Origin of the sequence: Nocardia sp. NPDC060249, assembly GCF_042728755.1 — a bacterium.
Lineage (GTDB): Bacteria > Actinomycetota > Actinomycetes > Mycobacteriales > Mycobacteriaceae > Nocardia.
In genome coordinates, this window is the sequence record NZ_JBHXAQ010000002.1 from 676,433 (window position 1) to 701,093 (window position 24,661).

25 protein-coding genes are annotated in these 24,661 nt (G+C 65.8%); 18 read left to right on the forward strand and 7 right to left on the reverse strand.

The genetic code is table 11. The annotated features are described in order from the left end of the window. Positions 1 to 36 precede the first annotated feature (36 nt). From ACFWFP_RS10800 to ACFWFP_RS10810, 3 genes are all read left to right on the forward strand, one after another. The gene (locus ACFWFP_RS10800; RefSeq protein ID WP_379294519.1) at positions 37 to 423 is read left to right on the forward strand and encodes a VOC family protein; all 387 of its coding nucleotides are present in this window, start codon (positions 37 to 39) and stop codon (positions 421 to 423) included. After that, the gene (locus tag ACFWFP_RS10805; RefSeq protein WP_379294520.1) at positions 420 to 1,295 is read left to right on the forward strand and encodes a sigma-70 family RNA polymerase sigma factor; all 876 of its coding nucleotides are present in this window, start codon (positions 420 to 422) and stop codon (positions 1,293 to 1,295) included. Before ACFWFP_RS10800 ends, ACFWFP_RS10805 begins: the two co-directional genes overlap by 4 nt. A 120-nt stretch (positions 1,296 to 1,415) precedes the next feature. Further along, complete coding sequence (locus ACFWFP_RS10810) at positions 1,416 to 1,631, forward strand: hypothetical protein (RefSeq protein WP_379294521.1); 216 nt, start codon at positions 1,416 to 1,418, stop codon at positions 1,629 to 1,631. Positions 1,632 to 1,869: 238 nt separating this feature from the next. On the opposite strand, the gene ACFWFP_RS10815 is transcribed toward ACFWFP_RS10810, so the two are convergent. Both ACFWFP_RS10815 and ACFWFP_RS10820 read right to left on the reverse strand, forming a co-directional pair. Next, on the reverse strand, positions 1,870 to 2,622 hold the full coding sequence (locus tag ACFWFP_RS10815; RefSeq protein ID WP_379294522.1) for a WD40/YVTN/BNR-like repeat-containing protein: 753 nt from the start codon (positions 2,620 to 2,622) through the stop codon (positions 1,870 to 1,872). Positions 2,623 to 3,013: 391 nt separating this feature from the next. Then, the gene (locus tag ACFWFP_RS10820; RefSeq protein WP_379294523.1) at positions 3,014 to 4,789 is read right to left on the reverse strand and encodes an alkyl sulfatase dimerization domain-containing protein; all 1,776 of its coding nucleotides are present in this window, start codon (positions 4,787 to 4,789) and stop codon (positions 3,014 to 3,016) included. 373 nt (positions 4,790 to 5,162) lie between these two features. On the opposite strand from ACFWFP_RS10820, the gene rox reads away from it, so the two are divergent. Continuing rightward, the gene (rox, locus tag ACFWFP_RS10825; protein ID WP_379294524.1) at positions 5,163 to 6,602 is read left to right on the forward strand and encodes a rifampin monooxygenase; all 1,440 of its coding nucleotides are present in this window, start codon (positions 5,163 to 5,165) and stop codon (positions 6,600 to 6,602) included. Between the two features lie 42 nt (positions 6,603 to 6,644). Here rox and ACFWFP_RS10830 read toward each other — a convergent pair whose 3' ends face one another. From ACFWFP_RS10830 to ACFWFP_RS10840, 3 genes are read right to left on the reverse strand one after another with little or no spacing between them, the layout of a single operon-like run. Next, the gene (locus ACFWFP_RS10830; protein ID WP_379294525.1) at positions 6,645 to 7,118 is read right to left on the reverse strand and encodes a hypothetical protein; all 474 of its coding nucleotides are present in this window, start codon (positions 7,116 to 7,118) and stop codon (positions 6,645 to 6,647) included. A gap of 55 nt (positions 7,119 to 7,173) precedes the next feature. Then, entirely contained in the window at positions 7,174 to 7,710 is a 537-nt protein-coding gene (locus tag ACFWFP_RS10835) for a hypothetical protein (protein WP_379294526.1), read from the reverse strand. A 20-nt stretch (positions 7,711 to 7,730) separates the two neighbouring features. After that, the gene (locus ACFWFP_RS10840) at positions 7,731 to 8,180 is read right to left on the reverse strand and encodes a winged helix-turn-helix transcriptional regulator (protein ID WP_379294527.1); all 450 of its coding nucleotides are present in this window, start codon (positions 8,178 to 8,180) and stop codon (positions 7,731 to 7,733) included. A gap of 112 nt (positions 8,181 to 8,292) precedes the next feature. Between ACFWFP_RS10840 and ACFWFP_RS10845 the strand changes: the two genes are divergently transcribed. Next, a complete protein-coding gene (locus tag ACFWFP_RS10845; RefSeq protein ID WP_379294528.1) occupies positions 8,293 to 9,576 on the forward strand; it encodes an MFS transporter in 1,284 nt (427 codons plus the stop codon). A gap of 60 nt (positions 9,577 to 9,636) precedes the next feature. On the opposite strand, the gene ACFWFP_RS10850 is transcribed toward ACFWFP_RS10845, so the two are convergent. Beyond that, positions 9,637 to 10,635 carry an oxygenase MpaB family protein gene (locus ACFWFP_RS10850; protein WP_379294529.1) on the reverse strand — a complete coding sequence of 333 codons (999 nt, stop codon included), beginning with the start codon at positions 10,633 to 10,635 and terminating at the stop codon, positions 9,637 to 9,639. A 394-nt stretch (positions 10,636 to 11,029) separates the two neighbouring features. Here ACFWFP_RS10850 and ACFWFP_RS10855 point away from each other — a divergent pair, with 394 nt between their 5' ends. Then, complete coding sequence (locus ACFWFP_RS10855) at positions 11,030 to 11,782, forward strand: oxygenase MpaB family protein (protein ID WP_379294530.1); 753 nt, start codon at positions 11,030 to 11,032, stop codon at positions 11,780 to 11,782. 80 nt (positions 11,783 to 11,862) lie between these two features. Here ACFWFP_RS10855 and ACFWFP_RS10860 read toward each other — a convergent pair whose 3' ends face one another. Next, positions 11,863 to 13,029, reverse strand: a complete 1,167-nt coding sequence (locus ACFWFP_RS10860; protein ID WP_379294531.1) for a thiolase family protein — start codon at positions 13,027 to 13,029, stop codon at positions 11,863 to 11,865. A gap of 580 nt (positions 13,030 to 13,609) precedes the next feature. Here ACFWFP_RS10860 and ACFWFP_RS10865 point away from each other — a divergent pair. Genes ACFWFP_RS10865 through ACFWFP_RS10920 form a run of 12 tightly spaced genes read left to right on the forward strand, consistent with a single transcriptional unit; the run spans position 13,610 to position 24,595 of the window. Next, positions 13,610 to 13,834 carry a hypothetical protein gene (locus tag ACFWFP_RS10865; protein WP_379294532.1) on the forward strand — a complete coding sequence of 75 codons (225 nt, stop codon included), beginning with the start codon at positions 13,610 to 13,612 and terminating at the stop codon, positions 13,832 to 13,834. After that, positions 13,834 to 14,019, forward strand: coding sequence for a hypothetical protein (locus ACFWFP_RS10870; protein WP_379294533.1), 186 nt, complete (start codon positions 13,834 to 13,836; stop codon positions 14,017 to 14,019). The genes ACFWFP_RS10865 and ACFWFP_RS10870 overlap by 1 nt, the downstream gene beginning before the upstream one ends. Positions 14,020 to 14,065: 46 nt before the next feature. Next, positions 14,066 to 14,917 carry an MlaE family ABC transporter permease gene (locus ACFWFP_RS10875; protein ID WP_379294534.1) on the forward strand — a complete coding sequence of 284 codons (852 nt, stop codon included), beginning with the start codon at positions 14,066 to 14,068 and terminating at the stop codon, positions 14,915 to 14,917. A gap of 1 nt (position 14,918) precedes the next feature. After that, complete coding sequence (locus tag ACFWFP_RS10880) at positions 14,919 to 15,782, forward strand: ABC transporter permease (RefSeq protein ID WP_379294535.1); 864 nt, start codon at positions 14,919 to 14,921, stop codon at positions 15,780 to 15,782. Positions 15,783 to 15,791: 9 nt separating this feature from the next. Then, positions 15,792 to 17,234, forward strand: coding sequence for an MCE family protein (locus ACFWFP_RS10885; RefSeq protein ID WP_379294536.1), 1,443 nt, complete (start codon positions 15,792 to 15,794; stop codon positions 17,232 to 17,234). Then, the gene (locus tag ACFWFP_RS10890) at positions 17,231 to 18,253 is read left to right on the forward strand and encodes an MCE family protein (protein WP_379294537.1); all 1,023 of its coding nucleotides are present in this window, start codon (positions 17,231 to 17,233) and stop codon (positions 18,251 to 18,253) included. Before ACFWFP_RS10885 ends, ACFWFP_RS10890 begins: the two co-directional genes overlap by 4 nt. Further along, a complete protein-coding gene (locus ACFWFP_RS10895; protein ID WP_379294538.1) occupies positions 18,250 to 19,263 on the forward strand; it encodes an MlaD family protein in 1,014 nt (337 codons plus the stop codon). The genes ACFWFP_RS10890 and ACFWFP_RS10895 overlap by 4 nt, the downstream gene beginning before the upstream one ends. Continuing rightward, a complete protein-coding gene (locus ACFWFP_RS10900; RefSeq protein ID WP_379294539.1) occupies positions 19,263 to 20,363 on the forward strand; it encodes an MCE family protein in 1,101 nt (366 codons plus the stop codon). Before ACFWFP_RS10895 ends, ACFWFP_RS10900 begins: the two co-directional genes overlap by 1 nt. After that, positions 20,360 to 21,472 (forward strand): MCE family protein, encoded by a 1,113-nt coding sequence (locus tag ACFWFP_RS10905; RefSeq protein WP_379294540.1) that lies wholly within the window; start codon positions 20,360 to 20,362, stop codon positions 21,470 to 21,472. The genes ACFWFP_RS10900 and ACFWFP_RS10905 overlap by 4 nt, the downstream gene beginning before the upstream one ends. After that, positions 21,469 to 22,653: an MCE family protein gene (locus ACFWFP_RS10910; protein WP_379294541.1), complete on the forward strand. Its 1,185-nt coding sequence runs from the start codon at positions 21,469 to 21,471 to the stop codon at positions 22,651 to 22,653. Before ACFWFP_RS10905 ends, ACFWFP_RS10910 begins: the two co-directional genes overlap by 4 nt. 15 nt (positions 22,654 to 22,668) lie before the next feature. Next, entirely contained in the window at positions 22,669 to 23,265 is a 597-nt protein-coding gene (locus ACFWFP_RS10915; RefSeq protein WP_379294542.1) for a hypothetical protein, read from the forward strand. Positions 23,266 to 23,305: 40 nt separating this feature from the next. Then, positions 23,306 to 24,595, forward strand: a complete 1,290-nt coding sequence (locus ACFWFP_RS10920) for a TetR/AcrR family transcriptional regulator (protein ID WP_379294543.1) — start codon at positions 23,306 to 23,308, stop codon at positions 24,593 to 24,595. Positions 24,596 to 24,661: the final 66 nt, after the last annotated feature.

Consider the following 24,661-nt stretch of genomic DNA (forward strand, 5'->3'; position numbering starts at 1 on the left):
GACGGTCTCACATCTACGACCGAAGTGGAGCAGCCGATGCTGACCAACATCATGTACGTGACGATCTACGTCACCGATCAAGACCGCGCGCTGGAGTTCTACACCGAAGGCCTTGGCTTGGACAAGCGGATCGACTTCCCTGGGCCCGATGGGCGTTTCCTCACCGTAGGAATCGCCGATAGCCCGGTGCAGATCATTCTGTGGCCACAATCGGCGGACGGGCCGGTGGTTGGGACCCGAAACGGTGCGCCGGGCCCGCTGATTCTCGAGTCCGATGATCTGCGAAAGGATTTCGAAGTGTTCCGCGGTCGTGGAGTGACCTTCGTGGAATCCGAGCCCGAGGAATATCCGTTCGGGATTCGGGTCGAGGCCACAGACCCAGACGGCAATCGGATCTCGCTGCGGGAGCAGCGCAAGCCGTGACCGAACACCCATTCGGCCTGGTGGCCGAGACGTTCGAGGCCCAGCGCGACCGGCTGCGCACCGTCGCCTATCGCGTGCTGGGCTCGCACGCCGATGCCGAGGACGTGGTCCAGGAAGCGTGGCTGCGCTTGATCCGTCAAGACACAGCCGCGATTGACAACCTGGCGGGCTGGCTGACCACCGTGGTCGGCCGAATCAGCCTGGATCTGCTGCGCTCCCGCCAAGCCCGCCCCGAAACCGGATATGGGCAGGAGTTTCCGAGGTTCGTGGTAACGCCCAACGACGGCCCCACACCGGATGAGCAAGTCGCGCTGGCAGATTCGGTTGGGCTCGCCCTGCTTGTCGTGCTCGATACGCTTACCCCGAGCGAGCGCCTGGCGTTCGTCCTCCACGATATGTTCGCGGTCTCGTTCGCCGAAATCGGGCAGATCCTGGGCAAATCCGCCGACGCCAGCAAAATGATCGCCAGTCGCGCCCGCCGCAAGGTTCAAGCCACGGAACGTCGAGCGGGGCCCGGCCGGGAGCACCACGAGGTCGTCCAAGCCTTCCGCGCCGCAGCCCTAACCGGTGACTTCGAAGCGCTCCTGCGCGTCCTCGACCCGCAAGTGAAGTTGACTGTCGACACTGCCGACGGTGTGGTCGTCACCCTGGGCGCGACCGCGGTTGCCTCTGGCGCTCGCATGTTCTCCGGCGAAGTCGCTCGACAACGACCAGTGCTGGTCAACGGTATCCCTGGCCACATGTCGTGGCGTGCTGACGGAACCCCGCTCTCGGTCATCGCCTTCACCGTCACCGATGACCGGATCGCCGCGCTTCACATCGTGATCAACCCGGCCAAACTTGCCTCGATCCGGTTGCCCGAGCCGGCCTGAACCGGTGCCGTCAGCGTTGACACGGCCCGCGCATGCGAGTGCCCCCTGTGCGGGCCGGTAGAGCAGCACTGTCTGCGGCATGAGGGTGCGTTCGGTCAGGCGTCAGATGCTCACCGCAAGTTGAACTTCCGGCGCCCCGCACTGCGGGGCGAGGTGCCCGAGGCGGGCGACCGGTGGCGGCGCGGCCCGGCGACCACCAGGACCATCAGCGGCATGTATTCCCCGCAGCGCGATACCGACGAGCACATCGCTGTCGAGTCGCTGTTCGGTGCATTCCAAGTTCTCGTGCACGTCCGGGAGACATCGCCGGTGCGATGGCTGTACCTCGATCACTGAGCCTGAACACGCGATATCGGCTCCCCGCCATCGCGGCTTCGACGCCGGTCAGCCCGGATCCACCGCGAACTCCGGGCCCGCGCCTAGCGCCATACCGCCTGCTCGGCGCCGACAAGCTAATACTCCTCGACATCGACTCCCTGCAGCGCCGCTCATCGGCATTACCGATTGTTCTCAGGCGATCTCACCAACCGTGGCGTTAATCATCTGACCAGCCAACTCCTGCCAAGGTCTTGACTCAAGACACGAACAAGTCGGTCGGTGAGACCGCCGCTAGACGCGGAGGGTTCGGATTGACGCACGGCAATGTCCACGGCGACCAGTTGCCATCGACGAAACGGGCGCCGCCGGCGGGAGATTGGGAATTGTCAGGGCTGCTGACCGTGACTACGAACCAGCTCGACGATCCGGCCCGCGTCAGGCCCAGTTCGACGTAGACAGATCGGTGAGTGGAGGCGGCGACATCGATCCGGAACGGTTGCGAGGCTGTGAAAGTATCGACGCCGACGGGACTGCTGAGCATTCGAGCCTCGCTGATGCGCGGGTCGAACAGCGCGATCTGCACGGTGCCGTCCGAGATCACCGGGTCGGTCCACTCGGTCGATGCCACACCCACCGGCACGCTGACCCGGTCCCAGCTGCCACCGCCGTCATGAGTCGAGTACAACTCGCGCTCGCGTCCTACGCTCGTTCCGGAGTAATAAGCCCACCCGTTACGGGAATCCGCGAACACGAGACGAGTCACGCCGAACGGCGGCGGTGCCGATTTCCGCCAGCTGTGCCCGCCGTCGGTGGTGTGGAACAACTCCCCGCACGAAGCTTTGCCACAACTCTCCCGGTGGCCGAGAATCCAGCCCTCGTCCGCGGATACGAAGGTGACCGCGGTTGGCTGGAAAGCCGGATGCGGATCGCTCAGCACACCGCACCTCATCACGCTCAGCGGCAAGATGGCAACCACGGCACTCCGAATTAAATTGCCCCACTGCCTCATTCGGATTTCCTAACACGGTTGAACATCGAACAGAGCGTCAGCCTAGCCACCCTCGTGACCCCAGATGTGGTGAGATCGTGGAGATATTGGTGCGATATTCGCGCGGTTCGTCCGGCCGGACCGAGCCTCGACCAGGCCCATTGCAGACCGTTCGATCGATACGCTGCCGCAGTGAAAGAGATGTTGGGAAAAGGTGATGGCTGTGAACTGCCTGCCGTCGCTGTCTATTGGCTCAGCGACGAGCCGCAACCGGGCATCGTCCTGGTCGAGTTTGGTCGATGCACACGACCGACCACCAGTACCTCGACGACATCGGCCAAGCGACGAGTCGAGGACCTTCGAGCATAAGCGCACGGTTGTCTTTCAGCCCATTCGGCGCCTGGGCAGGTGGTCAGCGGTCGCTGAGGTGGATACGGCTGGTGGCCTTGGGGTCGAAATACCCGAAGAATCGGGTGACGTCATCGAGCGATCCGCGGGTGAGTTTCGCGCTGCCGCCGTCGAGGGCGTTGGCCAGGACCGCGGTGAAATCTTCGAACAGCATGCCCATGACGACGAGCTTGGGCAGTTCGGCGACGAAGTCCGTGTCGGTGGGGATGGTTGTGGTGGGTTCGACGACTCCGTTGCGGATGGTGAGTCCGACGGTCTCGCCCGTGTCGGTGACCACGAATCCCGCTGCGGCGGTGGCACCTTCGGCCTTGACCGGGTCGATCCGGAACCGTAGCCCCTCCAGGAGCGCGGCGGCAGGCAGGGCTCCGATCTGATCGGGAGCGTTGATATTGATGGCCAGGGAGTAGTCGATCGTGCCGTCGAGCTCGCGGGCGGCGGTGAGGTACCAGTTTCGCCAGTTGCTGTTGGGGGTCCGGTAGCCGACCTGCTCCAGCGCGTCGGCTTTGAGCCGGCGAGCCTCGGCATCGGCGGGATCGACGCGCACCACGTGCCGCAACAGTTCCGCCGACCGCTGGTGATCACCCTGTCCGGCAACACTTTTCGCTTCCTCGACAACGCGGTCACGCCCACCCATCAGAGCAAGGTAGCGGCGGGAGGCTTCCACCGCGTGTATCGGCGCCAGCGTGGTCGGGTCCGCGTCGAACCAGCCCAGTTCACCGACATAGATCTCCCGCACCGAATGCGGTACTCCGCCGTAGAAATCGCCGAGCCATTCGCTGGCGGCGAGTGCCGCGGGCAGGGCGACCTTCTCGACCAGGTCGTCGGGCAGTAGTCCTTTGTTCATGTGCCGCAGGGTCTGGTCGTAGACGTAGGAAATCGCGTCGCGGTAATCGCGCAACACGGTAGCGACCTGTTCGCGCCCAGCGACTGGGCGCCCGTGTGAGGGGATCATGAAATCCGCGGGGAGAGGTCGCAGGTGCTTGTCGATGGAGCGGAACCAGGCTTGCGGGTCGCGGTAGCGGCTTCCCCGGATGGTGTGCAGGTTCGGGAAGGACTCGCCCTGGATCACTTCGGCCGATTGCAAGATGCCGAGGTCGGGGAACCAGGTGACGATCTCGTCGATCGCCTCCGAGGGGGCCCAGAAATGCGTCATCCGGATCCCTGCGACGGTGTGCTCCAGTCGGTCGTCGACCAGGACGGTCGGCGGGATCAGCGACATGGTGCGCATGATGAAGTCGGGGCCGAGTCCACCGTTGACGCGCCCGAGCGGCCCGACCTCGAGCAGGGTGCCGAGCGAGTAGTCCGCCCGCGCGGTCAGGATCGGTCCGTCACCGGACACCGAACCGGCGATCACGTTGTCCATGAAGTCCCGATGGGCGATGATCTGGATCTGACCGGCATCCACCTGCTCCTGCGACGCGAACGCCTTGACTCCCGCGTAGTGATCGGTGTGCCAGTGCGAGTACACGATCGCCGCGATCGGCTTGTCCGTGATCTTGCGAAGCTCTTCGAGCATTCGCCGGCCCTTCTCCACATCTTCGGGCGGGTCGATCAGGATCACTCCGTCGTCACCCACCACCACGGTCATCGCTGAGAGCGCGTAGCCGAAGATCTGGTAAACGTTCTTCCCGGCGATCTCGAAAACACCGGGGTTCATCGTGCGCGAATGGTCGCTCATCTCCGTCGGCACGGTGTCGGAGTACTCGGTGAAGGCCAGGTTCTGGCCCGAGGCGGTGAAGGTGATGCCGTCGTCTGAACCCAGCCAGTACTTCTCGGACATACGAACCGACTCCTTCGCTAGTAGCACCCCATGCCAGGCAACCTAATGATTCGGCCGTCGCGCCACCTCACCCGCAAAGGGTGAAGCGCACCTTCAATGCACAAGAGTCGCGGGCTCATCTGTGTTCATCGCAGGTCAGGCCACGCTGTGCCGGATGAGTTGCGAGATCTGTCGCGGCACACCCTCACCGCGTCGGCCGTCGACGTGAGCATCGGCGTTCTCGGCATATATCGCTTGCGACGAGCGCTCGGGGTGCCGCACAATGGGCGGCCGAGGCCAGGACCTGCGGAAATCCGAAATCAGCGCGATGTGTGTACGCGGTGGTGGGGACGCGTGGTGACCGGGTTGGTGAGAGTCGGGCGAAGGGTGGTTCATGTTCGATGTGATCATTGCGGGCTGTGGGCCGACCGGTGCGATGCTGGCCGCCGAGCTGCGGTTGCACGATGTGCGGGTTCTCGTGCTGGAGAAGGAATCCGAGCCCGTGTCGTCGATCGTCCGGGTAGTCAGTCTGCACGTGCGCAGTCTGGAGCTGATGGCGATGCGTGGGCTGCTGGACCGTATTCTCGAACGCGGACGGCAGCGTCCGGTCGGCGGGGTCTTCGCCGCCATCGCCACGCCTACGCCCGAGGGACTGGATTCGGCGTACACGTATCAGCTGGGCATTCCGCAGCCGGTCATCGATCGTCTGCTCGAAGAGCACGCGATCGAACTGGGTGCGCAGGTCCGGAGTGGTTGCGCGGTGGCCGGTTTCGAGCAGGACGACGAGGGTGTGACCGTCGAACTGGCCGGCGGGGAGCGGGTACGGTCGCGGTATCTCGTCGGCTGTGACGGCGCGCGCAGTACGGTTCGCACACTGCTCGGTGTCGGTTTCCCCGGTGAGCCCGCGCGGACCGAGACGTTGATGGGCGAGATGGCAGTGGGTGTGTCGCAGGAAGAGATCGTCGCCAAGGTGACCGAAATCCGTGCGACCAACGCGGTGTTCAGTCTCAGACCCTTCGGAGAAGGCGTCTACAGCGTCGTTGTGCCCGCTGCGGGTGTCCGCGAGGATCGCACGGAGCCGCCCACACTCGAAGATTTCCAGCAGCAGTTGCGCGCGATCGCCGGAACCGACTTCGGCGTGCATTCCCCGCGCTGGCTGTCTCGCTTCGGCGATGCCACCCGGTTGGTCGAGCGCTATCGGGTCGGTCGGGTGCTGTTGGCTGGCGATGCGGCGCACATCCACCCGCCCGCCGGCGGTCAGGGGCTGAATCTGGGCGTTCAGGACGCCGTCAACCTCGGCTGGAAATTGGCCGGGCAGATCCACGGCTGGGCGCCGCAGACACTGCTCGACAGCTACCAGACCGAACGGCATCCGGTCGCCGCGGAGGTACTCGACAACACCCGCGCCCAGGTCGAACTGGCGTCCACCGAACCGGGCCCGCAGGCCGTGCGCAGACTGCTCACCGAACTGATGGACTTCGACGAGGTGAACCGCTACCTGATCGAGAAGATCACCGCGACCGACATCCGCTACGACTTCGGCCCGGGCCCCGACCTACTCGGCCGCCGCCTGCCCGACCTCGACCTGAAACAGGGCCGCCTCTACGACCGACTACGTCAGGGCCGCGGCCTGGTCTTGGACCGCACCGGACGCCTGACCGCCGACCATTGGTCCGACCGGGTCGACATCATCACCGATCCCACTGCGGCACTGGATGTTCCAGCGCTGCTGCTACGCCCCGACGGCTACATCGCCTGGATCGGCGAACATCAGCAGGACCTGAACGCCCAGCTGTCCCGCTGGTTCGGCGAGCCGGCGAATTCACCTCGATAGGGTCCGCGCCATCCCCAACAGTGGCGCCATCTGCAGTCCTGGCTATCCCCGTACAGCACCGTTCGGCCACACCACGTCGACCGGAATACCTCGCTCACGCGCCAGTGCGACCACGGTCCCGGTACCGGCACGCTCGCCGAGTTTTCCGTCCCACACCGCGATCAGCCGGTCGGCCTCGCCGACCAGGACCTCGTTGGCGGCTTCGTATGCCGCGCGGCCCGCATTGCCGAAATCCATGATCCGAACCGTGGTGGCGCGCTCGATGAGCGAGTCGAACTTCGCCAGGTGGTCCGGCTTCACTTTCGCTTCCCGGTAGTCGCGCGACGGCACCACCACCTCGAGCTGCCCGCCCGCGTCGAGGACCACCTCCGCGAACACGGTGTCCGCGCCGCGGGCAATGCAGGAAATACCGACCAGGCCCGGCGGTGTGTCGGCGATCAGATCGGCGATGGCCGCACGAACGAGCGGGATCGTTTCGACAGAGATGTTCGTGTGCCCGGTGACGCTGATTCGCATCAGACCATGATGCCGGGGCGCGAGGCACTGGTGCCGCAGGTCGTGTCGAAACGACTCAGCGGCCGGGTTCGTCCGGGCGCGACGAACCGGCGTCACCGCCATCGCTGCGGGTAGAACCGATCCTGCGCGGCCTCACCATCCGCCGAGCGCCGGCGGGGCGGTTCTCGCCGCCGACCCGTTTACGGCGCGACGCGTCGAAGTCGATGAGATTCGCATCGTGCTCGGTGTTCTTGCCCGACTCGGCCTCAGCCTGCACCACTTCGTCGACCGGCAACGATCCTGATTCGCGCTGCAATTCCGCTCGGGTCACCGGGCGGGTCGCCGCCGGATCGTAGGCGCCATCGGGAACCGGAGACCAGCGCTGAGCTGGACCGATATCCTCTTGACGTCGCCGCGGCGGCCTGGGCAGGCGCACGACGTTCGACGGCCCGTCTTCGCCCTGACGCGGACCCGTCTCGGCAGCCCTCGACTCGGCCAGCTTCTGACGCAGCCGTTCCACCGCATCGAATCGACTATTGCCGGGTCCGCGCGCGAACCCCGGCCCTGTTTCCTGGTCCGACATCGAACTAACCGCAGACAGGCGCCGCGACACCCGCCCCGAACTTCGGCTTACTACTCTTGCTCACGTCCACATTCTGCCTCACGACCCGCCCTGAGTCTGCGGCCCGTCGCGACCACCACCTGTGACGACCCATCAGTGGCCGGTCGCCGTCCCGGCAGGCCCTCGACATATTCCGCACCCCATCGGTTCAGCTCGGACACGAAACCGCGCAGCGCCTGCCCGGTGGGGGTGAGCGAATACTCCACGCGTGGTGGGACTTCGGCGTAGGCGAGTCTGCTGACGATGCCGTCCTGTTCCAGTTCGCGGAGTTGACGGGTGAGGACGCGGGGAGTTACCTCGCCGACCTTGCGGCGTAGTTCGCCGTAGCGCAGGGGCTCGTCGAGCAGGTATTTGACGATGGTCATCTTCCACGCGCCGCCGAGGACAGCGATGCTCACTTCGACGGGGCAGCTCCGCATCGCTCGGACGATCGGCGCCCGGACTTCATCCGTGGTTGCCATACGCTCGATGGTATCCAATTCGTCCATATGGACAAGATTGTGCATACTGTCGATCCCGTTCGCTGGTTGATAGAAACGAGGATAAGGACGTCGAGCAACGCGAAGGATTCCGGTGGGTATTTCCGCAGTCGATATCGAGCAGCGCACGATCCGACGGGCGCCGCGTTTTCATCCCGCGTGGACGATGGTCGCCGTGGCGGCCCTCGCTCTCGTCGCGGCGGGGAGTTTCGCCACCATCGCGGGGCTGATCACCGAACCGCTGGTCGAGACGAAGGGGTGGAGCCGCACCGGGATCGGCGCCGCTGTGGCGGTGAACATGGTGCTCTACGGGGTGGTCGGACCGTTCGCCGCGGCCATGATGGACCGCTACGGCATCCGCCGGGTGACGTCGTCCGCACTGCTCGCGCTGATCGCGAGTTCGGTCCTCACCGCGATCTGGACCCCGTCGGTCTTCTGGTTCGTGCTGTGGTTCGGCTTCGCCGTCGGGGTCGGGACCGGGTCGATCACCACGGTGTTCGCCGCGACTGTGGCGAATCGCTGGTTCTACCGCAAGATCGGCCTGGCCACCGGATTACTCACCGCGGCCGGCGTATTCGGTCAGTTCGCGATGCTGCCGCTGCTGTCGGTGCTGCTCGAGCGGGCCGACTGGCGCGCGCCTGTTCTCGCGTGCGGCGCCCTGGCGTCGGCGGCGTTGTTCGGCGTGGCGCTTTTCCTGCGTGAGAGCCCCGCCGCGATCGGCGCCGTCCGCTACGGCGCGGATGCCGAGACGGAATCAGACAGCACCGATCGCCAGGTCAACCCGTTCGCCCGTACGATCACCGCGTTGCTCCGTGCCCTGCGCGACAGCCGATTCTGGGTGCTGGCCTCGATGTTCGCCCTGTGCGGGGCGACCACGAACGGCCTGATGTGGAGCCACTTCACCCCCGCCGCGCACGATCACGGCATGGCCGCGACGGCCGCGTCGGGCCTGCTGGCGATCATCGGCGTCGCCAATATTCTCGGCACCGTCTCGGCGGGCTGGCTCACCGACCGCATCGATCCGCGACTGCTCCTGGCCGTGTTCTTCCTCGGCCGCGGCGTGTCCCTCGCCCTCCTCCCGGTCCTGTTCACCAGCGGGTGGTCCCCCGACCTCGTCGCCTTCGCCGTGGTGTTCGGCATTCTCGATGTCGCGACCGTGCCGCCGACATTGACCCTGTGCCGGCACTACTTCGGCGCCGACAGCGCCCTCACGTTCGGCTGGATCAGCGTCTTCCACCAGTTGGGTGCGGGCGCGATGGCCCTCACCGGCGGCCTGATCCGCGACGTCAACGGCTCCTACACTCCCCTCTGGATCACCGCCGCCCTCGCCTGCCTCATCGCCGCCGCCCTCGGCACCACAGGCTCCCGCCTCCGATGAGTCTCGGGACCACGCGAACACCTCACCCGTCGCGGTCGCCGGAACCATCGGCCGGTTCGATCAGATCAGCGCCCGATGCTTGCTGATGCGGCGGCGCACATCACGCATCATCGCGTTGGTGCCGGCGAACCTGATGAACTTCGGGATGAAGCGGTTGACGAAACCGACGAACAGGAACAGGTTCTCGAATCGGCGCTGATCCGCGGCGCTCCATTCGATCGCCATCTGCTCACGGAAATGCGGCGGCAGAAAGCCCGCGGTCAGGAATTGCAGAAGGCTACCGAACGGCAGCCGGACGGACCAGTGGACCATCCGCAGGTGCAGCAGATCGTCGATGTAGGCACGGAATTCGTCGTCACAGACGACCCCCTTGCACGCCTCCAGCCAGTACTCGTCGAACTCGGCGCGCGTCTTCGGCCACATATCGGGGTGTACCTGGAGCGTGGTGCCGAACGTGTCGGAGCCCTCGTAGAATGCCTCGAGCTCGTCGGCGGTCATCTTGCCGCACAGCAGTTGATGGGTGTCCTCGAAACCGATGTAGATCGCCGCGGCCACATACATCTGCAAGTTCCGGTCGAAGGCGTTGTACTTCACCTTCGAATCCGGCCGCGACCTGACCTGGCGGTGCGCGACATTGACCGCCTCACGCATGGCCAGCTTGTCCTCGTCGGTGCCGAGAACGGCCACCGCGAGATAGGCGGAGGTGGTCCGCAACCGCTTCCACGGATGCACCATGAGCGCACCGGATTCGACCGGACTCTCCATCACACCGGCCGCGACTCCCTGGTGCGCGAACTGCATGGCCACATTCGCGGCAGCACCCGCGAACATCCAGAAGTCCAGGGCATCGGCCAACTGGGCTGGCCGTTTGCGCGGGGACCGGTGCGTGTCGGGAATGTGGAGGCGAACCCGATCGAGTGTCAGCGCACGCTCCGTCGCAGCGGGTTCCACCGCCGGGGTGGCCGACCGGCGCCACGCGGGTCCGGCACCTTCGTCGACGTAGGAATCACTGTGCGGGTCGACGTAATTGGGTTCGCCAGGCCTGATTGCCGTGCTCATCGTCATCCTTTCGCAGATGTGCCGCGCGACAGAGCGGCCGAGGCGATGCACAGCAGCCCGGCGCACCTCGCGAACGCGGTTCGGTGCCAAGAGTACCTCGGCACACTCGATATGTTACCGCCCATTCCCGCAAATGGAGTGAGAAATAGGGGCAACAGAAGTTCTGACCAACAGCCGATTGACAGCGCTCCCCCTGATCATTAAGTTGATGCCCATTCACCAAATATTGCGGAGCGGGCATGCCCTGCAGTAGGTGGACAAGACCGCCGCCGGTAGGCGGCATCCCGGGAGTTCGCTCCCGGAGCACAAGGCTCGCGGCACGGGATGTCCAGGCCCTTAGCCCCCACTGCCGCGAGCCTTGTGGCCCACCCCAGGGGGAAGGAGTCCGCCCGCGATGAAGTCCGCGGCATCCCAGACCGGATCCTCGGCAGGTCCACTCCTGCGCAGACATCTCGGCGATCGACGTTTCCTACTGATGCTGCCGCGCGCAGTCGGACTGCAGATCTTGCACCCGTCGATCGCACCCGCGCTGGTCGAGCATGCGTCGACTCGCCTGTGGGAACACAAGAAGCGCGCCGTTCTGCAGATGATCTACCTGGCCTGCGCCAGCCGCGACACCGCCTCCGCGATACGTTTCGCCCACGAACACGTCAAGGGAACCGACGACCTCGGCCATCGCTATCACGCCCTCAACCCCGACGTCTTCCTCTTCCAGCACGCCACCTACGTCGAGACCCTCATGACCGCGGCCGACGTGTTCGGCCCACCGTTGTCGGAGCAGGCCCGCGGACAGCTCTACCAGCAATGTTGCGATTGGTACCGCGGCTACGGAATCAGCGATCGGAACCTAGCGCCCACCTGGCCCGAGTTCACCGAGTACTTCGCCGACGCGTGCACGCGCAATCTCCGAAAGAGCCCGGCGGCAACAGAACTGGCCGATCAGGTCCTGCGCCCCGACGCCTGGATCGTCCGGCGCCTGCCCACCGCGGCGGTACGGGCGATGCAGCACGAGCGGGCCGCGCATCTTCTCGGTGTGCGGCAACGCGATTCGGACGACGCCGCGTTGCGTGCCGTCGCCGCGATGACCCGAGCAGGGTTCGCGACGGCACCGCGCCGAGTCCGCTTCGTGAGCCAGGCCGGGCTCTGACACGCGATCCCGCACTCCGCGATGACCCCGCCCGCCGACTCATGTCGTGTCCGGCGGGCGGGGCGTCCACAGATGCGTTCTCAGAGCCGTTCGATGATCGTGGCGTTGGCCAGTCCACCTGCCTCACACATGGTCTGGAGCCCGTAGCGACCACCGGTCTGTTCGAGATGGTTGACCATCGTCGCGAGCAATCGGGTCCCGGAGCCCCCGAGCGGGTGCCCGAGCGCGATCGCGCCGCCGCGCGGATTCACCTTGGCCGGGTCGGCGCCGAGCTCGTGTTGCCAGACGAGTGGAACCGGGGCGAACGCCTCGTTCACCTCGAAGGTATCGATGTCGTCCACCGTCAGCGAGACCCGGTCGAGCGCCTTGCGCGTCGCCGGGACCACGGCGGTGAGCATGAGCGTGGGATCGTCGCCGACGACGGCGAAGGAGTGGAAGCGGGCTCGGGGGATCAACCCCAGCTTCGCCGCCATCGCCTCGCTCATGATGAGCGCCGCCGACGCACCGTCGGTGAGCGGCGAGGAGTTGCCCGCGGTCACCGACCAGTTGATCTCGGGAAACCGGTCGAGGAGAGCGGGATCGGTGAAGGCCGGGCGCAGGCCCGCCAAACCTTCGACCGTAGTGCCGGCGCGGATTGTCTCGTCGGCGACGAGCTCGCCTGCGGCAACGAGCTCGGCGTCGAAGCCGCCGGCGGCCGCGGTGGCGGCGGCCAGTCGATGCGAGCGGGCCGCGAACTCGTCGAGGACCGCGCGGTCCAGTTTCCAGCGTGCGGCGATGATCTCGGCCGCGATCCCCTGCCCGATCAGGCCGGCCGGATAGCGCGCGGCGAGCGGGCCACGCAGCGAGTCTTTGCCCTGGGTGTTGGAGAACATCGGCGTGCGGCTCATCGACTCGACGCCGCAAGCTATCGCCACGTCGTACGCGCCGGCGAGCACACCTTGGGCGGCGAAATGCACGGCCTGCTGGCTCGAACCGCACTGCCGATCAACGGTGGTGGCGGGCACCGACTCCGGGAAGCCCGCCGCCAGCACCGCGGTCCTGGTGATGTTGTTGGCCTGTTCGCCGCTCTGGGTGACGCAGCCGCCGATCACGTCGTCGACGAGGACCGGATCGATCCCGGTGCGCGCGACCAACTCTGCCAGCACACCGGCCAGCAGGGTGGCCGGATGCACCGACGACAGTCCGCCGCCGGACTTCCCTCGACCCGACGGTGTACGAACCACATCGACGATGACAGCTGACATCATGAACCTCCTGCACGGTCACCGGCCACGCGGCGACATCCATCACGTAAGTTAATTCCCATTCTTATCACTTGCCCCTCAGATGGTAGCCAACTAAACGGTTACCATGGTCCCGCATTGCCGATTTATGTTACTGTCGATTCCGCAGCATCGTGAGTTGGGGGCATGATGCGCGGGCCGCATCGGCACCAGCACGCACCCCTCAGCGGCGTCCGGTGCCGATGCGATGACCCCTCCCCTCGCAATGACCCGCGCCGACCCGTAGGCGGACGACCGGCGAGAAGGGCGCCGCGGGCGCGACCTGCGACGGCACTCGATTCGGCGCCCTATAGGCAATCCCTAATCTATGAGATATGTTACCGGTAATTCTCATCACAGCGACGAGAATCAGTAGTAACTTGATCTTCGATGTCAGCTTCCCGATCAGCAGAAGTCTCAGCACTTCTCGCACGACTCAGGGGAACTCGCTCGCTCTTCGGGACCACTCCCAGAAGAACGCTCGACAACAACATCGCACCGCCAACGACGGCGGCCGACAGGCCTGACGTCGTCCAAGGTCCCGAGGAAGGACACCGGAACCACCATGTTGCGACGGCTGGACAGGTTTCTCAGCTACGAGATGAAGGTGTCCGAATTCCTCGGCACGCTCATCATCATCGGCATCCCCTACGGACTGGTGGGGGTCATCTGGACACTCACCCACACCAGCCACCTCCGTGATCTCCACGGGGCCGACCTGATCATCTCGTTCCTCGGATCGATCGTGTGCTGGCCCGTGCTCATCTTCGCGAATGTGACGATGACCTGATGATGGCGCTGGTTTGGATCATCGACATCATCGTGATCATCGTCAAGATCCTCGGCGGGCGGACACAGGTCAATCCTGTTCTCCGAGTGGGCATGTGGATCGCGCTGCTCTGCGTCATCGCCCTGTGTCTGGCGGTCGTCGGCGCACTCGTCGTCCTCCTCGAACACTGGCTGAGCTCGCTCTGAGCAGCCGGGAACACAATCCCCCGCAGCAAGAAAGGATCGGTGCAGCGTGACGCCGCAACCGGCCACCGAACCGTCCGAGATCGGACGGCTCATCGACAGCGCCACCGGGCTCTGGCGACGGCATCCCCAGCAGTCGATCGAGACCCTCGGCAGGCAGGTCCTCCTCGGTCGGGCAACGATCGCGCAGTTGTTCCTCTCTCTGGTGCAACGGCGCTTTCCGTTCCAGGAGTTCATCAAACAGTGCGCGTTCATGGCCAACGTCTCGGCGTTGCCCACCGTATTCGTCGCGATTCCGGTCGCGGTGGTGGTCTCGATCCAGGTCGGCGCGCTGGTCAATCAGGTCGGCGCCACCACCTTCATCGGCGCGGTCGCCGGGCTCGGCATCATCCGCCAGGGCGCACCGCTGGTCACCTCGCTGATGATCGCGGGCGCGGTCGGCTCGGCCATCTGCGCCGATCTGGGCTCGCGCACGATCAGGGAGGAGATCGACGCGATGAAGGTGATGGGCGTCGACCCGGTGCGCCGACTGGTCGCCCCGCGACTGGCCGCCGCCGTCCTGGTGAGCATGCTGCTGTGTGGGTTCATCGTGTTCGTCGGCTTCGCCACCGCCTACATGTTCAACGTCTACGCCCAGCAGGGCACGCCGGGATCGTTCATCAGCTCGTTCGCCTCGTTCGCGGTCGCGAACGACCTCCTGGCCGCGCTGTTCAAGGCGGCGATCTTCGGTGCGCTCACCGCGATCATCGCCTGCGACATCGGCCTGCACACCAAAGGCGGTCCCGGCGGTGTCGCGAACTCGGTGAACTCGGCGGTGGTCACCTCGGCCCTGATGCTGTTCGCCACCAACATCGTCGTCACCCAGCTGTACAACATCTTCTTCCCCGCGAAGGTGGTGTGAGATGGCCGCCGAGTACATCCCACCGGCACTGCGTCCGGTCCGCGCGATCAGCGCTACCGCCAAGATCCCCGTCCAGGCCAATCAGCGCCTCGGGCACCAGGCCATCGTGTTCTTCCAGGCCCTGCTCGCCATCCCGTTCACGCTGCGCCACTACCGCAAGGAAGTCGCCCGCCTGGTCGCCGATGTCGGCTGGGGCAACGGCTCGCTCATCGTCGGCGGCGGCACAGTGGGCGTGGTCATCGCGCTGTGCGCGTTCGGCGGCATCACCGTCGGAGTCGAGTCCTACACCGCGTTGAACCTGCTCACCATGGGACCACTGACCGGTGCCATCTCCGGCTTCGCCACCACCCGTGAGATCGCGCCGATCCTGGGCACGCTCGCCTTCGCCATCCAGTCCGGTTGCCGATTCACCGCGCAGCTCGGCTCGATGCGGATCTCCGAGGAGATCGACGCGCTGGAGTCCATCGCGATCCGCCCGCTGCCCTACCTGGTGACCACCCGGATGATCGCGGCCACGATCACCATCATTCCCCTGTACACGCTGGGCCTCGCGGTCGCCTACATAGCGACCAAGCTGTCGGTGCTGTTCCTCGGCGGAACGACCGCGGGCACCTACGACCACTACTTCTTCCAGTTCCTGGTCGGCGGGGACGTGTTCTTCTCGATCTTCAAAGTGGTGGTGTTCGTCCTCATCGCGGCGTTCATCCAGTGCTACTACGGCTTCGTCGCCTCCGGCGGCCCCGAAGGCGTCGGCGTCGCGGCGGGCCGGGCCATCAAGATGGTCATCGTCGTCATGGTCTTCACCAATCTGTTTCTCACGCTTGCGATCTGGGGCATCGACCCCGGATTCCGGATCTCGGGATAGGTCGATCGAATGATTCTCGATCTCAGCGGCCGCGGCCCCAAACCCCTGCAGCTCACGCTCGCGGGACTGGCGGTGATCACCGCGTTCGCGGTCGCTCTGTATCTGCTCGCACTGCGCTACAACGGCGAGTTCGAGGACACGGTGGTGGTCGGTGCCGACCTCACCAGCACCGGCGACGGGCTACCCCAGCGCGCCGACGTGAAATACCGCGGCATGCTCGTCGGCGCGGTCGGTTCGGTGGAGATGGTCGCCAAGGGCGAACGCCAGCACGCCACCTTGGAACTGAAGCCGGGTCTGGCACAGACCATTCCCAACACGGTCACCGTGCGCGTCATACCCGACAACATCTTCGGCGTCTCCTCGCTCCAGCTCGTGGACAACGGGGGGACCGCCGAGGGGCTGCGCGAGGGTGCGACCATCCGCGAGGACACCAGCGAGGCCACGATCCAGCTGCAGACCACGCTCAACACCCTGCGCGATGTGCTCGACACCATCCAGCCCGAGAAGCTCGGCCGAGTGCTGGCCACCCTGTCCGCGGCGCTCGATCCGAGCAGCCGTGTACCGGGTTCCACGGTGGAGCGTCTCGACACCTGGCTGACCACCATCCACCAGATCCCCGAGATCGGTCATCTGCTCGGCAACTTCGGTCAGGCGGCGACAGCATTGAGCCAGTCGGCACCGGAACTGGTCGGGGTACTGGCCGATTCGGTGACCTCTGCGCGCACGCTCAACGAGCACCGCACCCAGATGGTAGAGCTGCTCACCCAGGGCAACTCCACCATCGAATCGGTCAATGCCCTGTTCGCCGCGAATCCCGATTCGGGCAAGGAATTGGTCTCCGGCCTGGACCAGCTGCTCGGTGGCATCGCCAAGGATCCCAGCGCGCTGCAGTCGACGGCGGCCAACCTCAACGCCTCGTTCCGCAGGCTGCAGCCGGTGTTCAACTTCGGCCCGAGCAAGCAGATGACCTGGCGGATGGATGTGACGTTCACACCGTTCCAGCAGTACACCGCCAAGGACTGCCCGCACTACGGCGACATGGCCGGACCTCGCTGCGGTGGACCTACCGTGCCGGAAGTCGCACCGCCGCAGGAGTATCCGGCACAGATGCTGCCGAAGCGACTCGAGTCCGCCGGACCGGCGCCCGTGCCGGCGATTCCCGGGCTGCCCGCGCTGCCGAGCATCACCGTGCCGACTGTTCCCGCGCTGCCGACGATCCCGGGTCTGCCCACCCTTCCGGGAATGCCCGCCATTCCGGGAATCACGGCGCCCGCCGCGTCCCTCGATCCCGCACCCGCCGCCACCCCGGCGGCTCAGCCGCGGCTGAGCGGCATCGCCGCGGTGTCGGCGCTGGTCGGCGGTAAGCCGACGTTCAGTCAGCTGCTGCTGCTCGGGTCGATCCTGGGCAACATCACCATCGTCCCCGCCACCGAAGGTGGTGTCCAACAGTGAAATCCAGCAAAGCACTGCTCGGGTTCAGCTTCTTCGCCGTCTTGGCGACGTTGCTCACCTACACGATCTGGTCGACCCTGCAACGCAGCGTCCCCGGCAACACCACGAGCTATTCGGCGGTCTTCACCGATGTTCTCGGACTGCGCATCGGCGACGACGTCCGGATGGCGGGTGTGCGGGTCGGCCGAATCGACAAGATCGATTTCACCGACAACTACATCGCCAAGGTCGACTTCCAGATCGAGGCGCGCCAGCACCTGACCGACACCACCAAAGCCATGGTGCGGTACCAGAATCTGATCGGTCAGCGCTATCTGGCGCTGGCGCCGGGCACCGGCGAGGGCACCGTTGTCCCGGCCGGCTCACAGATCCCGCTCGAGCGGACCGAGCCGTCGTTCGACGTCTCGGCGCTGTTGTCCGGATTCGAGCCGCTCTTCAGTGTCCTGCAACCCGACCAGATCAATTCGCTGTCGGAAACCCTCATCCAGGCACTGCAAGGCAACGAGGTGTCGCTGGCCGCGCTGATCACCCAGGCCGCCCAGCTGGCCAGCACCTTCGGTGAACGCGATCAGATCATCGGCGACGTGCTGAGCAATCTCAGCTCGGTGATGGCCGGTCTGGCCAACCGCAGCGACGAGCTGGAAACCCTGATCACCCAGACTCGCAGCCTGATGGACGGGCTCTACACCGAGGGCGAATCGCTGAAGAGTTCGGTCGAACGGGTGGCAGGAGCGACGAACGGGCTCGTCTCGCTGATCGAGCAGGTCAAGCCGGGATTGGCGGACGCGCAACGCAACGCCACTACCGGCGTGATGATGTTGCTCTACAACGGCGCGGCCCTCGATCGCGCGGCAATCGAATTCCCGGACTTCCTCAACGGTGTCGCCCGGTTCACCCAATACGGCACCTACGGCAATGCCTACATCTGTCGCCTCGACGTCTCCCTGTGGGGCGTTCTCCTGCCCGAGGGCTTGTTCTCGCAGGTCGGCGGCACCTCACAATCGGAAGTGTGCCGATGATCAAACCACGCGTCCCAGCATTTCTGCGGCACAACCGGAACCTGCGGCTCGGCCTGATCGCGGCCCTGGCGGTACTGGTATTGCTCGGCGGTTCGAGTCTGATCAACCAGGTCCAACTCGGCGACAAGACCGTTCACGCCGAGTTCGCCCAGGCCGCCGGCCTACGGCCGGGCGCGACCGTCGACGTCTCCGGCATCGAGGTCGGTGAAGTGCAGGCGGTGAAGCTGGTCAACGACCGGGTGGAGGTGGCGCTGCGGATCCGCAAGGACATCCGCCTCGGCGCCAACGCCCACGCGGCGATCAAGATGTCGACCATCCTCGGCAGGCTGCACATCGTGCTGCGGCCCGGTGACGGAAAGGAGCTACCCGGCAACCGGATCCACCTCGACAACACCGAGGTTCCGTACAACCTGAGCAAGGTCATCCAGGATCCGCAGTACAGCTCCTCGTTCGAGCGGATCGAGCGGATCGACCCGCAGAAGCTGCGCACCGCGCTCGATGTGTTCAGCGCCCAGCTGGGCGATTCACCCGCCATGGCGGTGCAGGCCCTCGACAGCATCGGCTCGCTCGCCCAGGTGATCAACAGCAGGCGTGACGAGGTCGACACACTGCTCAAGAGCATGGACCAGGTCTCCCAGTTGGTCTCGGACAACCGCAACAGCGTGTTGGTGCTGCTCACCAGGGGCGAAGCGATCGGGGCGGCGGTGCAGAAGCGCCAGACCCTGCTCACCCAGCTGCTCGACAACGTCGCCGACATGTCGAGACTGCTTCAGGACATGGGCATCGAGAACAACGGTGAACTCGGGCCGCTGATCGCCAACCTCAACACGATGGCCGACGGCCTGACCAAGAACAAGGAGAACCTGGACCGGATCTACGAGTACGCCCCGGTCACGTTGCGCCAGTTCAACAATCTGCTCGGCAACGGTCCCTACGGCGAGATCTGGGCACCGTGGATCCTTCCGGACAACTGGCTGTGCTTCGCACAGGCCGTACAGGGGTGCAACTGATGAGGACGAAACGCACGAGCAAGCTCGCGGCGGTCTGCTTCGCCGCAACGCTCGCCTCGGGCTGCGCCCTGCTGCCCGACAGCCTGACCAATCTCGGTAACCAGGTGCTGGGCGAGCAGAAGCGCATCAGCGCCGACTTCGACAACGTGGCCGGGCTGTATGCGGGCAACGAGGTCTCGGTGCTCGGCGTGCCGGTCGGTGTCGTCGATTCGGTGACACCGCGCGGCAGCTACGTCGAAGTGGTGATGTCGGTCGACCGTGACGTGCGCATTCCCGCCGAGGCGATGGCAGCGCTGGTGTCGCCGCAGCTGATCACCAACCGCCATGTCGAGCTCGCCCCGGCCTATACCGGTTCGGGGCCCGAGCTCGCCGACGGTGCGCATCTTCCGCTGGCGCGCACCAGGACACCGGTCGAGCTGGACCGGATCCTGGCCAACTTCGATCAACTGGGCGAGGCGCTCAAGGGCGACAGCCAGAGCGGGCCCATGGCGAGCCGGGTGCTCTTCCCGCTGCTCGACGGCAACGGCGACCGTTTGCGCGAGACGCTCGACGAACTGTCGGCCGCCTTCGAGCTGACTTTCGCCAACAAGGATCAGATCGCCAACACCATCATCGAACTCGGCGAGATCACCCAGATCGTCGCCGACAACGATCAGACCGTCCGTGATTTCAGCGGTCGCATCACCGAGCTGGTCGCGTTGTTCGGGCAGCAGTCCCCCGGTCTGCAGGCGGTACTGACCCAGCTCGACGACTTCATCACCAATACCTCCTCGGTGGTCGGCCAGAACCAGGATCAGCTCGCGGGCGCGCTCACCAAGTTCGTCGCCATCGCCGCCCAGATGCGGGCCAATGCCCGCAATCTGACCGAGATCATCGATGTCGGCCCGCTGATGTTCCAGAACTTCGACAATGCGATCAGCCGCGAGCACCAGGCTCTGCGCCTGCACGGTCTGCTCGACAAGATCGTGCTCGACAGCGAGGTGGTCTCACTGTTCTGCGAGCGCGTCCAGATGCGTCTGGACGGCTGCCGCACCGGCAAGATCTCCGATATGGGCCCGGACTTCGGGCTCACCGCCGCGCTGTTGGGACTGACGAAATGACTCTGCGCACCACGTTGGCCGCGGCCTTCTGCGCCGCCGCCGTGGCCGCATCGAGCAGCGGCTGCTCGATGACGGTGGCCGAGCTGCCGATGCCCGAACCGGGTATCGGCGGGCCCGGCTACACCTTGCACGCCACTTTCCGGGACGCGCTCAACCTGCCCGATCGCGCCCACGTCAAGATCGGCGGCACCGATATCGGCATCGTCACCGGGATTTCGACCACCTCGTTCCTCGCCGACGTCGAGATGCTGATCCGCACCGACATCCAGTTGCCCCAGGGCACCACCGTGGAGCTGCGCCAGGCGACCCCGCTCGGTGACATCTTCGTCGCCGTGACCCTGCCCAGCGCCGAGGCCGCCGGGCCACCGCTGCGTGAGGGCGCGACCATCGGCGCCGAGCACACCGCCTCGGCCGCCTCGGTCGAGCAGTTGATGATGTCGGTGTCGATGCTGATCAACGGTGGCGGACTCAATCAGGCGGCCAAGGTCACCTCCGAACTCGATTCCATCTTCGCGGGCAAGGCACCACAACTGCAGCACCTGATCGGGGAGATGACCTCGGTCATCACCGCGCTCAACGCGCGCACCGGCGACCTCGACGCGACGCTCACCGGCTTGTCGGTGCTGACCGGCGAATTGGCTCGGCGCAAAGCCGAACTCGGCGCCGCGGCCGACAGCTTCCCGCAACTGATCGGGCTGTTCGCCGAGAACAACCAGGCCATCGTCGACCTGATCAACAAGGTGGCGGTGACCATGGACGCCCTCGGCGACTTCAGCGCGACCAACGGGCCGCAGTTCGTCAGCCTGTTCCAGAGCATCCAGAATCTGATGTCGGGCTTCGCGCAGATGGGCGATGACCTCACCGGCACGCTCGAGGGCTTCCACCAGGTCTACCCCTCGGTGATGAACAGTATGCAGGGCCCGACCCTGGCCGTCGGAGCGATCCTGTCCTACCTCGACATCGGTGCGATCACCGATCCGGCCGGCAGCCGCTGGCCCGACGGCACCGATGTGCCCGCGTTCATCGGCAGTATCACCGACGTGATCGCCAAGGTGACCGGGCGTCTCAACAGCCCACCGCAGCAGCCGACCCATGAGGGGCCCCGATGAATTCACCGTTGTGGGAGTGGCTGGTTCGCCGTCGCATCGCGGTCGCCAATGCCGGCCTGGTCGTCGTCCTGCTGCTGGGCAGCCTGTACCTGGGCGGCGCGGTCCTGCGGATCGACCCGACGAGCAAGCGCTATGTCGTCACCGTCGAACTGGCCACCTCGGGGGGACTCACCAAGGGCAGCGACGTGACGTTCCGTGGCGTCCGGGTCGGCCGGGTCGACGATGTGCGGGTCGCCGGCGACGGGATCGCGGCCGTGGCCGAGCTCGAGGAGGGCACCCGGATTCCGCTCGGCGGTACGGTCGCCGTCGCCCGCTTGTCGGCCGCGGGTGAGCAGTACCTGGATTTCCGCCCCGAGACCGACAGCGGACCGTATCTGCGCGACGGCTCCGTCGTCGCCCGGGCGGACACCGCCGTGCCCGTGCAGGTGCAGTCGGTACTGTCGAATATGTCAGGGCTGGTCAGCGGCTTGAACCCCGACCGCCTCAATGTCATCGTCAACGAACTCGACAAAGCGCTCGCGGGCGGACCGGACGGCTTGCGCAACATGATCTCCGGGATCAGTCGCGCGATGGCGGGTCTCACCGATCTGCTGCCACAGACCGAGCATTTGCTGCGCAATCTCGAGGTCATCGCCGCGACGACCTCGCACGCGCAGCCCGACCTCGGCATCCTCACCAACGCGGGCAGTGCCCTCTTCACGCAGTTCTCCGCGGCCGATGCCGAACTGCGGCACCTGCTCCAGGAGGGACCGGGGCAGCTGGCCACTCTCGGGGGCTTCATCTCGAGCACCCACGACCCGATCACGGACCTGGTGACGAACTTCGTCGCGATCACCCGAGCCGCGAAATTGCGTCAGCCCGCGATCGAGTTGCTGTTTCCGACGTTGAGCCGCTTCTCCGAGGCAATCGGCATCCCGGCTCACGACAACGCCTTCTTCACCCTCGTCGATCCATGGCCGCGACCGACCTGCGACTACGACACTGTCCCGATCCTGCCCACCAAGGCCACCGCCGATACCAGGGTGCGCCTCTACAACTACTGCGTCACCGACAACCCCGCGCTGCAGGTCCGTGGCTCGGCGAACGCACCACGACCCGCCGGCCCCGACAACGGTGCGGGACCGCCGCCCGGTGTGACCGGTGACGAACTGTCCCAGCCCTCGGTGCCCGCACCCAGATAAGGAGCACGAAAAGCGATGCCCAACGACGAAACAACCACCAGCACAACACCATCGGAAGGATCGACGGTCGCGGCGCCGGCCTCCGCCAAAGCCACGTGGTGGGCGATGGATCGCAAGACGCTCGGCCTGCGCGGCGCCGCCGCGGTCGTCCTCGGCGCCTCGGTGGCGACCTCGGTGTTCCTGTTCGTGGAGAACAAGAACAGCACCGATCTCCTCGAGGCCCAACAGCAGGCCCGCGAGGCCGCGTGCCGCTACGCGCCCGCCTTGGCCGACTACGACAGCAAAAACCTCGACACCTATTTCAAGGCTGTACTCGCGGGCGCGACGGGCGACTGGAAGAAGCAGTTCGACTCCACCAGTACCGAGCTGCGCGACGCCCTCACCCAGGGTGAGGTCATCTCGAAAGTCACCGATACCCAGTGCGCGCTGCGCTCCGGCGACGAGAACTCCGCCGAGGCGATCGTGGTGATCGGGACGACCATTTCCAGTCTGGGAACCGAGCACAAGCCCAAGCCGGGTCAGCTGTCGATGGTGTTCAACCTGCACAATGACAACGGTCGCTGGCTCGTCGAGAAGGTGAACTCCCCGTTGACCTCGCCGCCCGCCCCATGACCCGGTCCGGCGGATCGACCTCACGCCACCAGGCGATAGCATGACAGGCAAGATCATCGGGAACTCACTGTCCCCGCGCGGAACAAAGGGTAAGACGACGAGCAGCCAGGCAGACGACTCCCCCGCGGATGCGCCGACTCGCCAAGTCAGGCGCAGGCCGAAGAATCGTCGTGCCCAGATCGCGGCGGAATCGGCCGCCGCCTTCGGCGCGCACGGATACCACGGCGTCAGCATGGACGACATCGCGCGACGCCTCGATATCAGTTCCACCGCGCTGTATCGGCACTTTCCGAGCAAATACGCGCTGTTCCGGGAGGAACTTCTGCGGTTGTCCGGGATCGCGGTCGGCGCGGTCGAGCTACCCGGCGAGGCCGTCGACTGGACGCCACGCCAGCGCGTCGATCATGTGCTCGACGCCGTCATCGGCTTGACCATCGCCAATCGGCCGACCGTGGCACTGGCCCGCTGGGAGCGCCGCTATCTCGAGCCGGCCGATCTCGAGGAGTTCACCGATCAATTCGCCGCGGCCATCGCCACGCTGCGCAAGCTGATCGGCGAGGTCCGACCCGAGTTGGACGGTCGCGACCGGGCGGTACGCGCAGTCTCGATCTTCGCTGTGGTCAGCAGTATCGGCGACCACCACGCCACCGTACCGGCGAAAGCGCTCGCCCGGCTGCTCCATACGACCAGCTGGACGTTGATCGACGCTGATCTCAGTGGACCGGACCGCACCGAACCCGCCGGTTCGAAGGGTGCGCAACCACAGCCGTTCAAGCACGACCTGCTGCTGGGCAAAGCCGTCGAGCTGTTCCACGAGCGCGGCTATCCGAATGTCAGCATGGAAGACATCGCCGCCGCCGCGGACCTGTCGGCCGCATCGGCGGTGTACCGCTACTACCGCAGCAAGAGCGATCTGTTGGTGGCCGCGTTCCGGCGCGCCGCCGACCGGGTATCGGGAGCGATCGCGCCCGCGGTGGCCGCCGCGGACACCCCTGCCGAAGCGCTCGGCACACTGATCGAACTCTATGTCTCGGGCTCGTTCGCCGAGCGCGCGCTGACCTTCGTCTACTACGCCGAGTTCAGCCATGTAGACCAGCCCGATCAGGTGACGCTGCGCCATCTGCAGCAGTTGATCATCACCGAATGGGCGAAGTTGGTGGTGGAGGCGAGGCCGGACCTGTCCATCGGCGAGGCCCGCATCCTCGTGCACGCGGCCTTCAGCCTCGTGGTCGACCTCGGGCGCACCTTCGGCGACCATGGCATCAGCCCACAGGAGACGGTGATCCGTTTGCTGGAGACCATTCTGCTCGGTCAGCCTCTGCCGCGGTAGCCAGCGAGCCGACCAGCGCCGTCCAGCGAAGGGGGCGTCCGACCGTGACCGGCCGGACGCCCCCTT

What these genes read in the sequence shown, in the direction of transcription:
- ACFWFP_RS10800 (WP_379294519.1), top strand. Translation starts at nt 37, where the DNA reads ATGCTGACCAACATCATGTACGTGACGATCTACGTCACCGATCAAGAC.
- ACFWFP_RS10815 (WP_379294522.1), bottom strand. Translation starts at nt 2,622, where the DNA reads ATGAGGCAGTGGGGCAATTTAATTCGGAGTGCCGTGGTTGCCATCTTG.
- ACFWFP_RS10820 (WP_379294523.1), bottom strand. Translation starts at nt 4,789, where the DNA reads ATGTCCGAGAAGTACTGGCTGGGTTCAGACGACGGCATCACCTTCACC.
- rox (WP_379294524.1), top strand. Translation starts at nt 5,163, where the DNA reads ATGTTCGATGTGATCATTGCGGGCTGTGGGCCGACCGGTGCGATGCTG.
- ACFWFP_RS10830 (WP_379294525.1), bottom strand. Translation starts at nt 7,118, where the DNA reads ATGCGAATCAGCGTCACCGGGCACACGAACATCTCTGTCGAAACGATC.
- ACFWFP_RS10840 (WP_379294527.1), bottom strand. Translation starts at nt 8,180, where the DNA reads ATGGCAACCACGGATGAAGTCCGGGCGCCGATCGTCCGAGCGATGCGG.
- ACFWFP_RS10850 (WP_379294529.1), bottom strand. Translation starts at nt 10,635, where the DNA reads ATGAGCACGGCAATCAGGCCTGGCGAACCCAATTACGTCGACCCGCAC.
- ACFWFP_RS10855 (WP_379294530.1), top strand. Translation starts at nt 11,030, where the DNA reads ATGAAGTCCGCGGCATCCCAGACCGGATCCTCGGCAGGTCCACTCCTG.
- ACFWFP_RS10860 (WP_379294531.1), bottom strand. Translation starts at nt 13,029, where the DNA reads ATGATGTCAGCTGTCATCGTCGATGTGGTTCGTACACCGTCGGGTCGA.
- ACFWFP_RS10865 (WP_379294532.1), top strand. Translation starts at nt 13,610, where the DNA reads ATGTTGCGACGGCTGGACAGGTTTCTCAGCTACGAGATGAAGGTGTCC.
- ACFWFP_RS10870 (WP_379294533.1), top strand. Translation starts at nt 13,834, where the DNA reads ATGATGGCGCTGGTTTGGATCATCGACATCATCGTGATCATCGTCAAG.
- ACFWFP_RS10880 (WP_379294535.1), top strand. Translation starts at nt 14,919, where the DNA reads ATGGCCGCCGAGTACATCCCACCGGCACTGCGTCCGGTCCGCGCGATC.
- ACFWFP_RS10885 (WP_379294536.1), top strand. Translation starts at nt 15,792, where the DNA reads ATGATTCTCGATCTCAGCGGCCGCGGCCCCAAACCCCTGCAGCTCACG.
- ACFWFP_RS10895 (WP_379294538.1), top strand. Translation starts at nt 18,250, where the DNA reads ATGATCAAACCACGCGTCCCAGCATTTCTGCGGCACAACCGGAACCTG.
- ACFWFP_RS10900 (WP_379294539.1), top strand. Translation starts at nt 19,263, where the DNA reads ATGAGGACGAAACGCACGAGCAAGCTCGCGGCGGTCTGCTTCGCCGCA.
- ACFWFP_RS10905 (WP_379294540.1), top strand. Translation starts at nt 20,360, where the DNA reads ATGACTCTGCGCACCACGTTGGCCGCGGCCTTCTGCGCCGCCGCCGTG.
- ACFWFP_RS10910 (WP_379294541.1), top strand. Translation starts at nt 21,469, where the DNA reads ATGAATTCACCGTTGTGGGAGTGGCTGGTTCGCCGTCGCATCGCGGTC.
- ACFWFP_RS10915 (WP_379294542.1), top strand. Translation starts at nt 22,669, where the DNA reads ATGCCCAACGACGAAACAACCACCAGCACAACACCATCGGAAGGATCG.
- ACFWFP_RS10920 (WP_379294543.1), top strand. Translation starts at nt 23,306, where the DNA reads ATGACAGGCAAGATCATCGGGAACTCACTGTCCCCGCGCGGAACAAAG.